At 72.0% G+C, this 11679-nt stretch carries 10 protein-coding genes; 9 read left to right on the top strand and 1 reads right to left on the bottom strand.

Annotated elements, in window-relative coordinates; genetic code table 11:
* Positions 1-31: 31 nt before the first annotated feature.
* The 8 genes from nuoH to KPL60_RS27940 are packed head-to-tail and all read left to right on the top strand — an operon-like array spanning position 32 to position 9208.
* Positions 32-1276, top strand: a complete 1245-nt coding sequence (nuoH, locus tag KPL60_RS27975) for an NADH-quinone oxidoreductase subunit NuoH (RefSeq protein WP_226353903.1) — start codon at positions 32-34, stop codon at positions 1274-1276.
* Positions 1277-1816: an NADH-quinone oxidoreductase subunit NuoI gene (gene nuoI / locus KPL60_RS27970; protein ID WP_020623091.1), complete on the top strand. Its 540-nt coding sequence runs from the start codon at positions 1277-1279 to the stop codon at positions 1814-1816.
* Positions 1813-2664 (top strand): NADH-quinone oxidoreductase subunit J, encoded by an 852-nt coding sequence (locus tag KPL60_RS27965; RefSeq protein ID WP_226353896.1) that lies wholly within the window; start codon positions 1813-1815, stop codon positions 2662-2664. The genes nuoI and KPL60_RS27965 overlap by 4 nt, the downstream gene beginning before the upstream one ends.
* Positions 2661-2960, top strand: coding sequence for an NADH-quinone oxidoreductase subunit NuoK (gene nuoK, locus KPL60_RS27960; protein ID WP_060710483.1), 300 nt, complete (start codon positions 2661-2663; stop codon positions 2958-2960). The genes KPL60_RS27965 and nuoK overlap by 4 nt, the downstream gene beginning before the upstream one ends.
* Positions 2961-2967: 7 nt before the next feature.
* Complete coding sequence (gene nuoL / locus KPL60_RS27955) at positions 2968-4920, top strand: NADH-quinone oxidoreductase subunit L (protein ID WP_374203806.1); 1953 nt, start codon at positions 2968-2970, stop codon at positions 4918-4920.
* Positions 4917-6572: an NADH-quinone oxidoreductase subunit M gene (locus KPL60_RS27950; RefSeq protein WP_226353894.1), complete on the top strand. Its 1656-nt coding sequence runs from the start codon at positions 4917-4919 to the stop codon at positions 6570-6572. Before nuoL ends, KPL60_RS27950 begins: the two co-directional genes overlap by 4 nt.
* Entirely contained in the window at positions 6569-8182 is a 1614-nt protein-coding gene (nuoN, locus tag KPL60_RS27945) for an NADH-quinone oxidoreductase subunit NuoN (protein ID WP_226353893.1), read from the top strand. Before KPL60_RS27950 ends, nuoN begins: the two co-directional genes overlap by 4 nt.
* Positions 8183-8230: 48 nt before the next feature.
* A complete protein-coding gene (locus tag KPL60_RS27940) occupies positions 8231-9208 on the top strand; it encodes a polyprenyl synthetase family protein (RefSeq protein ID WP_226368252.1) in 978 nt (325 codons plus the stop codon).
* Here the strand turns inward: KPL60_RS27940 and rarD are convergent.
* Entirely contained in the window at positions 9184-10125 is a 942-nt protein-coding gene (rarD, locus tag KPL60_RS27935; RefSeq protein WP_226367674.1) for an EamA family transporter RarD, read from the bottom strand. The genes KPL60_RS27940 and rarD overlap by 25 nt on opposite strands.
* A 143-nt stretch (positions 10126-10268) precedes the next feature.
* Between rarD and KPL60_RS27930 the strand changes: the two genes are divergently transcribed.
* Positions 10269-11636 (top strand): hypothetical protein, encoded by a 1368-nt coding sequence (locus tag KPL60_RS27930; protein ID WP_226367673.1) that lies wholly within the window; start codon positions 10269-10271, stop codon positions 11634-11636.
* Positions 11637-11679 lie beyond the last annotated feature (43 nt).

Below are 11679 nucleotides of genomic sequence, written 5' to 3'. Positions count from 1 at the left end.
GTCCCAGGTCCCGCCCACCCCGGTGGACCAGCTGACGCACACCCAGGCGCTGCTCGCCGACGACCCGATCTGGCTGATCCTGATCAAGGTCGTCGGGCTGTTCGCGCTCGGTGTCGTGCTGACCCTGTTCATGATCAACTGGGAGCGCAAGGTCGTCGGCCGGATGCAGCACCGTCCGGGCCCGAACCGGACCGGCCCCGGCGGCTGGCTGCAGAGCCTCGCCGATGGTCTGAAGCTGGCGTTCAAGGAAGACATCATGCCGGCGATGGCCGACAAGAAGGTCTACTTCATCGCCCCGGTCATCTCGACGATCCCGGCGTTCGTCGCCTTCTCCGTCATCCCGTTCGGCGGCGAGGTCACGATCTTCGGCGAGCAGACGGTGCTCCAGCTCGTCGACGTCCCGGTCGGCGTGCTCGTCGTGCTGGCCTGCTCCTCGATCGGCGTCTACGGCATCGTGCTCGGCGGCTGGGCCTCGGGCTCGCCGTACTCGCTGCTCGGTGCGCTGCGCTCGGCCGCCCAGGTCATCTCCTACGAGATCGCGCTGGGCCTGGCCGTCGTCGGCGTCGTCCTCTACTCCGGCTCGCTGTCCACCGCGACGATCGTCGGGGCGCAGGCGTCGGGCTGGTACTTCTGGCTCCTGCTGCCGAGCTTCGTGGTCTTCGTGATCGCGATGGTCGGCGAGACCAACCGGGCCCCGTTCGACCTCCCCGAGGCCGAGTCGGAGCTGGTCGGCGGGTTCCACACCGAGTACTCGTCGCTGAAGTTCGCGCTGTTCTTCCTCGCCGAGTACGTGAACATGGTCACCGTCTCGGCGATGGCGGTGACGCTGTTCCTCGGCGGCGGCATGTGGCCGTGGCCGCTGAGCTTCCTCAACGAGTACGGCTGGATGCAGTTCCTCGCCTTCATCATCAAGGTGCTGCTGTTCCTGTTCGTGTTCATCTGGCTGCGCGGGACGCTGCCGCGGTTCCGCTACGACCAGTTCATGAAGCTGGGCTGGAAGGTCCTGGTCCCGGTCATGCTGGTCTGGATCGTCGCGATCTTCGGCATCCGGGCCTTCGTCAACACCGGCTCGGACAACTACGTGCTGCTGCTGTCGCTGATCGGGTTCGCGCTCGCCGTCGTCCTGGCGGTGGCGTTCCTGCTGCCCGACCGGCAGACCGAGGCGCCACCGGTCGAACCGGCGTCGGACTACCCCGTCCCGCCGCTGGACCTGGTGGTCCCCGACTCACCCCCGAAGCGTCGGAAGGCCGTCACGGCCGGAAAGGACGCGCGCTAGATGTTCGACTTCTTCAAGGGATTCGGCGTCACCTTCTCGACGATGTTCAAGAAGGTCGTCACCGAGGAGTACCCCGAGGACTTCCCGCCCGCCGCGCCGCGCTACCACGGGCGCCACCAGCTCAACCGGCACCCGGACGGGCTGGAGAAGTGCGTCGGCTGCGAGCTGTGCGCCTGGGCCTGCCCGGCCGACGCCATCTACGTCGAGGGCGGGGACAACACCGAGGAGGCGCGGTACTCGCCCGGTGAGCGCTACGGCGCGATCTACCAGATCAACTACCTGCGGTGCATCGGCTGCGGCCTGTGCATCGAGGCCTGCCCGACGCGCTCGCTCACGATGACGAACTTCTACGAGCTGGCCGACGACAACCGGCAGGACCTCATCTACACCAAGGAGCAGCTGATGGCCCCGCTGCTGCCGGGCATGGAGCAGCCGCCGCACCCGATGCGCCTCGGGGAGGACGAGCAGGACTACTACGTCTCCGGCCCGACGCTCGCGAAGGTCAGCGCGCAGGACCAGACCAAGGAGCAGGCGCGATGAGCACCACCGCGGTGCTCGCCCAGGCCGCGGGCGAGGTGAGCACCGGCGAGGCGGTCGCGTTCTGGATCCTCGGACCGGTGGCGCTGGCCGGCGCGCTCGGCCTGGTCTTCGCCCGGCACGCGGTGCACGCCGCGCTGCTGCTGGTCCTGACGATGTTCTCGATCGCGGTGCTGTACATCGTGCAGTCCGCCCCGTTCCTCGGGTTCGTGCAGATCATCGTCTACACCGGCGCCGTGATGATGCTGTTCCTGTTCGTCCTCATGCTGGTCGGACGGGACTCCAAGGACTCGGTGATCGAGGTGCTGCGCGGGCAGCGGGCCGCGGCGCTGGTGTTCGGCGTCGCGCTGGCCGCGCTGCTGGTCGGCGGGCTCGCCCGCGGCCTGACCAGCGTCACCCCCGCGGGGCTGGCGCAGGGCGGGCTCGGGTGGAACGGCAACGTCCCCGGCCTCGGCCGGCTGATCTTCACCGACTACCTGCTCGCGTTCGAGCTGACCGCGGCCCTGCTGATGGTCGCCGCGCTCGGCGCGATGGTGCTGTCCGGTTCGCAGAGCAGCCAGCACACCAAGATCGGCCAGCGCGCGACGGTGCTGAAGCGGCTGCGCGGCGAGCACGCCCGCATCTCCCCGCTGCCCGGCCCCGGCGTCTACGCGACGGCGAACTCGGTCGCGGTCCCGGCGATCCTGCCCGACGGCTCGATCGCCCCGGAGTCGCTGTCGGAGATCATCGAGTCGGTCGCGGTCGACGTGCCGGACACGACGACGCCGGACGCGCACGCGCTGACCGGCCGCCCCGCACCCGACCGGACCGCCGCCTCCGGTGAGGCCGCCGACACCGGGGAGCACCGATGAGGCCCGAGTACTACCTGCTGCTCTCGGCGCTGCTGTTCACCATCGGCGCCGTCGGCGTCCTGGTGCGGCGCAACGCCGTGGTCGTGTTCATGTGCATCGAGCTCATGCTGAACGCGGTGAACCTGACCCTGGTCACGTTCTCGCGCATCAACGGCAACCTCGACGGCCAGGTGATGGCCCTGTTCGTGATGGTCGTCGCGGCCTGCGAGGTCGTCGTCGGGCTCGCGATCATCACGGCCATCTTCCGCACCCGCCAGTCGTCGTCGGTGGACGACGCGAACCTCTTGAAGTACTAGGAGCGCGCTGGTGACCGTCCTTCTCGCACAGGCCGCCCCGCAGGCGACCGGCGCCGCCTCGCTGGCCTGGTTGCTGATCGCGCTCCCCGCGGCCGGTGCACTCGTGCTCTTCCTCGCCGGCCGGCGGGCCGACGCCTGGGGCCACTGGCTCGGCGTCGCGACCGTCGTCGGCGCGTTCGTCGTCGGTGTGACGATATTCCTGCAGACCCTCGGCCTGCCCGCCGACGAGCGGCTGCGCGAGCAGTCGCTGTGGTCCTGGATGTCCTCTGGCGCGCTGGAGGTCGACTTCGGGCTCCGGATCGACACGCTGTCGCTGACGTTCGTCCTGCTGATCACCGGGGTCGGGGCGCTCATCCACCTCTACTCGGTGGGCTACATGAGCCACGACCCGAACCGGCGGCGGTTCTTCGCGCAGCTGAACCTGTTCGTCGCCGCGATGCTGGTGCTGGTCCTCGGCAACAACTTCGTGATGCTCTACCTCGGCTGGGAGGGCGTCGGTCTGGCGTCGTACCTGCTGATCGGCTTCTACCAGGACCGGCCCTCCGCGGCGACGGCGGCGAAGAAGGCGTTCCTGATGAACCGGGTCGGCGACGTCGGCCTGGCGATCGCGATCTTCCTGCTCTGGCTGGAGCTCGGGACCCTGCAGTACACCGAGGTCTTCGCCCGCATCGGCGAGGTCGGCGGCGGCACGGTCCTCGCGATCACGCTGCTGCTCCTGCTCGGTGCCTGCGGCAAGTCCGGCCAGTTCCCGCTGCAGTCCTGGCTCCCGGACGCGATGGAGGGCCCGACCCCGGTCTCGGCCCTGATCCACGCGGCCACGATGGTCACCGCGGGCGTCTACCTCATCGCCCGGGCCTCGCCGATCTACAACCTGTCCGAGACCGGACGGCTGGTCGTCGCGCTCATCGGTGTCATCACGCTGATGATCGGCGCGATCATCGGCTGCGCCTACGACGACATCAAGAAGGTCCTGGCCTACTCGACGGTCAGCCAGATCGGCTACATGATCCTCGCCGTCGGGCTCGGGCCGGCCGGCTACGCGCTGGGCATCCTGCACCTGCTGACGCACGGCTTCTTCAAGGCCGGGCTCTTCCTCGGCGCCGGTTCGGTCATGCACGCCATGAACGACGACGTCGACATGCGCCGCTTCGGCGGCCTGTGGCGGAAGATGCCGGTCACCTTCGTGACCTTCGGCCTCGGCTACCTCGCGCTGATCGGCTTCCCGTTCCTGTCCGGCTACTTCTCCAAGGACGCGATCATCGAGGCCGCGTTCGCCCAGGAGGGCTGGCAGGGCTGGGTGTTCGGCGGGCTCGCGACGCTCGCGGCCGGTCTCACCGCCTTCTACATGACCCGCCTGATGATCATGACGTTCTTCGGCGCGGAGCGCTGGCGCACGGTGCAGTCCACCGACGGCCGCGACTACCACCCGCACGAGTCCCCGGCGACGATGACCGTCCCGATGATCGTGCTGGCGGTCGGCTCCGTCTTCGGCGGCGGCGTGCTCTACGGGATGATCCCGGAGTGGCTCGCCCCGGTCGTGGGGGAGCGCCTCGAGCTCGAGGGCGGCGCCCTGCCGCACGCGGTGATCCCGTGGCTGGTGGTCGGGGTCTCGCTGCTCGGCGTGCTGGCGGGCTACCTGTTCGTCGGCCGCTCCCCGGTGCCGGTGGAGCGCCCGCAGCGGGTGTCGCCGGTCGTCGCCGCGGCCCGTGCCGACCTCGGCGCGAACGCCTTCAACGAGGCGTTCATCGAGCGGCCCGGCATCGTCCTCACGCGGGCGCTCGCCTGGTTCGACGACCGCGGGATCGACGGGGCCGTCAACGGCACCGCGTCGGCGTTCGGCGGCGGTTCCAGCCGCCTACGCCGGCTCCAGACCGGCTTCGTCCGGTCCTACGCACTCTCGATGCTCGGCGGGGCGGTCATCGTCGTCGCCGCGATGCTGGCGGTGAGGTTCGTCTCATGACCCCCCTGGACACGGCTCCCATCGTCCCCGGCTCCGGGGGCAACCCGTTCCTGATCGTCCTGCTGCTGGTGCCGGTCGTCGGCGCGCTGGTCATGTACCCGCTGCGCGCCAACACCGGGCTCGCGAAGGCGGTCGCGATGGCGACGGCGCTGCTGGAGCTGGTGCTCGTCGTCGTCGCGTGGGCGCTCTACTCCATCCCCGCGGCGCAGGCCGGCGCCCGGTTCCAGCTCGAGTTCTCGATGTCCTGGATCCCCGCGTTCGGCACGCACATCGCGTTCGGCGTCGACGGCATCGCGCTGGCGCTGATCGGGCTCACCGCGTTCCTGGTACCCGGCCTGATGCTGTTCGCGTGGGCGGAGAAGCTGCCCGAGGGCCGCTCGGCCGCCGGGTACTTCGCGCTGCTGCTGGCGACCCAGGCGACGCTGGTCGGCGTCTTCGCCGCCACCGACGTCTTCCTGTTCTACGTGTTCTTCGAGGCCATGCTGGTCCCGATGTACTTCCTGATCGGCCGCTTCGGCGGGCCGCGCCGGCAGTACGCGGCGGTCAAGTTCTTCCTGTACTCGCTGCTCGGCGGCCTCATCATGCTGGCGTCGCTGATCGGGCTGTTCGTGGTCAGCGAGCAGCAGCTGGGCCAGGGCACGTTCACCTGGGCCGACCTGCAGGCGATGGCGTCGAGCGTGCCGGAGTCGACCCAGATCTGGCTGTTCCTCGGCTTCTTCGTCGCGTTCGCGATCAAGGCGCCGCTGGTGCCGTTCCACACCTGGCTGCCCGACGCCGGTGCCGAGGCCCCGATCGTCGGCGCGGTGCTGCTGGTCGGCGTGCTGGACAAGGTCGGCACCTACGGCTTCCTGCGGTACCTGCTGCCGCTGTTCCCGCAGGCGTCGCAGACCCTGGCGCCGCTGGTGCTGGTGCTCGCCGTCGCCGGGATCGTCTACGCCGCGCTGCTCGCGGTCGCCCAGACCGACATGGGCCGGTTCGTCGCCTACACCTCGGTGGCGCACTTCGGCTTCATCGCGCTCGGGGTGTTCGCGTTCTCCTCGCAGGCCTTCGCCGGCGCGACGCTCTACATGGTCAACCACGGTCTCTCGACCGGCATGCTGTTCGTCATGGTCGGCGTGCTGATCAGCCGCGGCGGCTCGCGCCGGATCGCCGACTACGGCGGCGTCGCGAAGCTCGCCCCGGTGATGGCGGGCTGCCTGCTGCTGGCCGGGATGAGCTCGCTGGCGCTGCCCGGCACGAACTCGTTCGTCTCGGAGTTCCTGGTGCTGGTCGGCTCGTTCCCGAACCGGCCGGTGTTCACCGTGATCGCGACGATCGGCATCATCTTCGCCGCGCTCTACGTGCTGTGGTTCTACCAGCGCACGATGCAGGGCCCGGTGCGCGGCACCGCGGTCATGGCGGCGCTGGAGCGCGGTGGCGCGGGCGGCCCGGGGTCGATGATCGACCCGGCGGTCGCCGCGCAGCGCAAGGGCTCCGGCTTCCCCGACCTCACGGGTCGTGAGATCGGCGTGCTCGTGCCGCTGATCGTCGCGATCGTGGTGCTCGGCTTCTACCCGGGCCCGGTGCTCGACCTGATCAACCCGTCGGTGACGGCGACGATGACCGAGCTCGGCCTGCCCGACCCGGTCGTCGCTGGAGGGATCGCTCGATGAGCTCGTTGGTTCTCCCCGCCCAGGTGGCTCCGATCGAGATGCCCGCGGTCGACTGGGCGGCCACCGCGCCGCTGTGGATCGTGTTCGCGGGTGCCTGCGTGTCGGTGCTGCTGGAGGCGTTCCTCCCGCGGCACCAGCGCTGGCCCGTCCAGGTCGTGCTGACCGGGCTGACCCTGGTCGCGGCGCTCGTCGCGCTGGCCGGGTACGCGCTCGGGTCCCCGGCGGCGGTGCTGACCTTCGGCACTGCGCTGTCGGTGGACGCGCCCTCGCTGTTCCTGTGGGGCACGCTGATCGTCCTCGCGATCCCCAGCCTGCTGCTGATCGCGGACCGGTCGGTGGAGCCGGGCGGGGTGTTCGTCGCCTCGGCCGCCGAGCGGGCCGCGGTCCGCTCCGGCGGCGGCCCGGCCACCCCAGCCGGCGGCGAGCACGTCGACCGCTCCTACGGGGCGCCCGACGAGACGCCGACGATGCAGACCGAGCCGTTCCCGTTCGTGCTGTTCGCGCTCGGCGGCATGATGGCGTTCGTCGCGGCGAACGACCTGCTGACGATGTTCATCGCGCTCGAGGTCCTGTCGCTGCCGCTGTACCTGATGTGCGGGCTGGCGCGGCGCCGTCGGCTGCTGTCGCAGGAGTCCGCGGTCAAGTACTTCCTGCTCGGCGCGTTCGGCTCGGCGTTCTTCCTCTACGGCATCGCGCTGCTCTACGGCTACGCGGGCTCGGTGCGGCTCTCGGCGATCTCCCAGGCCGCCGCGGGCACCCTGGCGTCGGACACGCTGCTGTTCGCGGGCTTGGCGCTGCTGCTGGTGGGGCTGCTGTTCAAGGGCTCGGTCGCCCCGTTCCACACCTGGACCCCGGACGTCTACCAGGGCGCCCCGACGCCGGTCACGGCGTTCATGGCGGCCTGCACGAAGGTCGCCGCGTTCGGCGCGATCGCCCGGGTGCTCTACGTCGGCTTCGGCAGCACCGTCTGGGAGTGGCGCGGCGTGCTGTGGGTCGTCGCGGTCGTCTCGATGGTCGTCGGCGCGGTGCTGGGGCTCACCCAGACCGACGTGAAGCGCATGATCGCCTACTCCTCGATCGCCCACGCCGGGTTCATCCTGCTCGGCGCGATGGCGCTGACCCCGCAGGGCACGTCCGGGCTGCTGTTCTACCTGCTGGCCTACGGCTTCACGACGGTCGCGGTCTTCGGGATCATCTCGCTGGTCCGCACCGGCGACGGCGAGGCCTCGGACCTGGCGGCCTGGGCGGGCCTGGCGAAGCGGTCGCCGCTCGTCGCCGGGATCATGACGTTCCTGCTGCTCGCGCTCGCCGGCATCCCGCTGACCAGCGGGTTCACCGCCAAGTTCGCGGTGTTCTCGGCGGCGTCGGCGGACGGCATGGTGCCGCTGGTGGTGATCGCGCTGGTCGCGTCCGCGGTGGCCGCGTTCTTCTACCTGCGCATCGTGGTGCTCATGTACTTCCGGGAGCCCGCCGAGGACGGTCCGGCCGTCGTCGTGCCCGGGGCGTTCACCACCGTGGCCATCACTCTGGGCACGCTGGCGACCCTCGTTCTCGGGATTCTTCCCACACCCGTCCTCGAATGGGCCGCCAGCGGCGCGTTCTCGGGCTGACGTTCGTAGGCTGTGGGGGTGGAGACACAGAGTGTGGCCGGGATCCGGATGGCCGATCCGGTCCTGGCCGAGGCCACCGCTGACGGGCTCAAGCGGGTCGAGGACCTGCTGCACCGCGAGGTGCACAGCGACTACGAGTTCGTCACCGAGACCTCGTTGCACCTGATCGACGCGGGGGGCAAGCGGTTCCGTCCGCTGTTCACGCTGCTCGCGGCGCAGGTGGGACCGCATCCCGAACGCGACGAGGTGATCACGGCGGCCGCCGTGGTGGAGCTGATCCACCTGGCGACGCTGTACCACGACGACGTGATGGACGAGGCGTCCATGCGGCGGGGCGCGGAGTCCGCGAACTCGCGCTGGGACAACTCGATCGCGATCCTGACCGGGGACTTCCTGTTCGCGCACGCGTCGCGGCTGGTCGCCGACCTGGGCCCGGACGCGGTGCGGATCATCGCCGAGACGTTCGCGCTGCTCGTGACCGGTCAGATGCGCGAGACCCGCGGCCCCAAGGCGTCCGACGACTCGGTGCAGCACTACCTGCGGGTGGTCGCGGAGAAGACCGGGTCGCTCATCGCGACCTCGGGCCGCTACGGCGGCATGTTCTCCGGCGCGCCGGCCGAGCACGTCGAGGCGCTGCGGACCTTCGGCGAGGTCATCGGGGCGGCGTTCCAGATCTCCGACGACATCATCGACATCGCGTCGCCGTCGGACGACTCGGGCAAGACGCCCGGCACCGACCTGCGCGAGGGCGTGCACACCCTGCCGATGCTCTACGCCCTGCGCGACGGCGACGACTCCGCCGACGCGCGCAGGCTGCGTCAGCTGCTGGCCGCCCCGATCAGCGACGACGACGAGGTGGCCGAGGCGCTGGAGCTGCTCCGCTCCGGTGACGCGCTGGTCAAGGCCCGGGAGACCGTCGCCGGGTACGCCGACCGGGCGCGCGCCGAGCTGGCAGTGCTGCCGCCGTGCCCGGCGATCGAGGCGCTGCGGACGCTGACCGACTACACGGTGGAGCGGGTGGGCTGAGGCGCCGGTGGGCGTCGCCGTCGCAGCAGGTCGACGGTGAACACCACCAGCGCCAGCCAGACGAGGGCGAACCCGGCCCAGCGGGCCGGGGACATCGTCTGCCCGACCACCAGCACGCCCCACACTAACTGCAGCGTGGGGTTGATGTAGAGCAGCACCCCGAGGGTCGTGAGCGGCAGCCGTCGCGCCGCGGAGCCGTAGAGCAGCAGCGGCAGCGCCGTCGCCGGGCCCGCGGACAGCATGAGCAGCAGGTGCCACGGGCCGTGCCCGGTGAACGTGCCGCCGCCGGAGAGCTGCAGGACGACCAGGAACACCGCGGCCGGCACGACGAGCACGAGGCCCTCCGCGGTCAGCCCGGCCGCGGCGGGCAGCGGCGCGGTCGCCTTGAACAGCCCGTAGATCCCGAACGTGCAGGCCAGCGCCATCGACAGCCACGGCACCGTGCCGTTGCCGACGGCGATGACGACGACGGCCGTCGCCGCCAGCCCCAGCGCCACCCACTGCGCGGGCCGCAGCCGCTCCCGCAGGACGAGGACGCCGAACAGCACCCCGACCAGCGGGGTCATGTAGTAGCCGAGCGCGGACTCGACGACCAGCCCCACCGACACGCCCCAGATGAACAGGCCCCAGTTCACCGCGATGAACACCGCGGCGGCGGCCGTCGCGAGCCACCCGCGGACACCCAGCCCGCGCACGTCGCCCCAGCCGCGCAGCACGGTCAGCACCAGCGACATCAGCACCGCGGTCCACAGCACGCGGTGGGCGAGCACCTCCAGCGGCGCCGCGGGGTCCAGCAGCGGCCAGAACGCCGGGAACAGGCCCCACAGGACGTACGCGCCGACGCCCGCGGTGAGCCCGGCGGGGTTCCGCTCACTCCGTTCGGGTGTGGTTCGTTCGGGGGAACGGGCGGTGGTCATGGTCGCTTCGGGTGGTCGGTCACGGGCACGATGATCCGGTACGGGTGTGCTCCCGCGCGAGACGACGGCGGGGCGGGCACGATCCGTGATACCAAGCACGGCGACAGCGGTCCGGGACGGTCCCGGGCGGACGGAGGTCCGGCATGGGCTGGATGTGGGTACTGCTGGCGGTGCTCGTGGTTCTGGTGGCGGCGGGGGTACTGGTGTCCCGTCGCCGCGGGGGGACCGTCGAGGGCGGTCCGGAGGCCACGGGGACGCCCGACACGGCTGAGGTGCCCGACGGGCCGGGCCCGGGGCGCGACCCCGGGACCGTGGGGCTGTTCGACACCGCCGGGGTGGTCGACCCCTCCGCCGCGGCGGCCGGGGCGCACACGCCGTCGCCGGACGTCGCAGCGCCGCCCTCCCCGGCGGACGGTGCGGGGGAGTGGTCCGGCCCCGGGGCGACCGCGGGCGGGCCCACCGGGACCGGCGATGCACCGGGCGGGCACGGGCCGGCCGGCGGGACGGGGGCCGACCCGGCGCCCGGGACCCGGCCGGCGGACGTCGCGCCCGGAGCCACGGCGACGGCCCCGGACGGGTCCGGTCCGGAGGTGTCGGGTCGCGGTGCCGACGGAGACGGAGCCGACGGGGACGGCGTCACCGCGGGCGGGACCGGTCCGGGCGGCGCCGACAGGCCCACGACCGGCGGTGCCGTTGCCCTGTCCCAGGACGGTGCGGCTCACGACGGCGCGGCCCCGGACGGTGCGGTCCACGACGGCACAGCCTCGGACGGTGCGGTCCACGACGGCACAGCCTCGGACGGTGCGGTCCACGACGGCACAGCTCCGGACGGCACAGCCTCGGACGGCACAGCCTCGGACGGCGCAGCCCCGGACGGTGCGGCCCACGACAGCGCGGCCCACGACGGCGTGGCCCAGGTCGGCGCGGCCCACGACGCTCCGGCTGATGAGGGCGCGGCCGACCCCGTCCCGGCTCCGGGCGGGCCGGGCGGCGCCGCCGCGACCGCGGACGGCGCCACGGCCCCCGCGGTCCCCCTCCCGCGCCCCGAGAGCGACCCCGCGCCGCAGGACGGACCGGCCGAGGACGGCGAGCCGGCCGGTCGCCACGCCCTGCGCGACGATGTCGAACCGGCCCCGCTGCCCGAGCCGGGCCCCGCGCCGGCCGACGACGGCCCGCCCGCACCGCTGCCGATCCCGTCGCGGCCGCGACAGGGCGCCGGTGGCTCGGCGCTGGCGGCGCTCGACTCCCGGATCATCGGCCCGTCCGCGGCGTCCGCGCCGCTGCCCCCGGGCGTGCGTCCCGGCCCGTACCCGGACTCGGTGCTCGCACCCACCGACGGCGGCGACCCGCCGGAGACGCACCGGGTGAAGGTGCACAGCGGGTCGCGGCGGTTCCACCCGCCCGAGTCGCCGTACTACGTCCGCACCCGCGCGGACCTGTACTTCACCGCGGAGGGCGCCGCACGGGCGGCCGGGTTCATCGCGTGGCACGAACGCCCCGGAGCCCGCTGAGGCCGCCACCTCCGGACACACACGACGGCCCCGGTACTCCGAG

Source organism: Pseudonocardia sp. ICBG162 (assembly GCF_020496225.1).
Lineage (GTDB): Bacteria > Actinomycetota > Actinomycetes > Mycobacteriales > Pseudonocardiaceae > Pseudonocardia > Pseudonocardia alni.
Note: the sequence above shows the minus strand (reverse complement) of the source record. Positions and strands in the feature narration are given on the sequence as shown.

Coding starts and splice junctions, on each gene's coding strand:
- nuoI (WP_020623091.1), top strand. CDS start 1,277: ATGTTCGACTTCTTCAAGGGATTCGGCGTCACCTTCTCGACGATGTTC.
- KPL60_RS27965 (WP_226353896.1), top strand. CDS start 1,813: ATGAGCACCACCGCGGTGCTCGCCCAGGCCGCGGGCGAGGTGAGCACC.
- nuoK (WP_060710483.1), top strand. CDS start 2,661: ATGAGGCCCGAGTACTACCTGCTGCTCTCGGCGCTGCTGTTCACCATC.
- KPL60_RS27950 (WP_226353894.1), top strand. CDS start 4,917: ATGACCCCCCTGGACACGGCTCCCATCGTCCCCGGCTCCGGGGGCAAC.
- nuoN (WP_226353893.1), top strand. CDS start 6,569: ATGAGCTCGTTGGTTCTCCCCGCCCAGGTGGCTCCGATCGAGATGCCC.
- KPL60_RS27940 (WP_226368252.1), top strand. CDS start 8,231: ATGGCCGATCCGGTCCTGGCCGAGGCCACCGCTGACGGGCTCAAGCGG.
- rarD (WP_226367674.1), bottom strand. CDS start 10,125: ATGACCACCGCCCGTTCCCCCGAACGAACCACACCCGAACGGAGTGAG.
- KPL60_RS27930 (WP_226367673.1), top strand. CDS start 10,269: ATGGGCTGGATGTGGGTACTGCTGGCGGTGCTCGTGGTTCTGGTGGCG.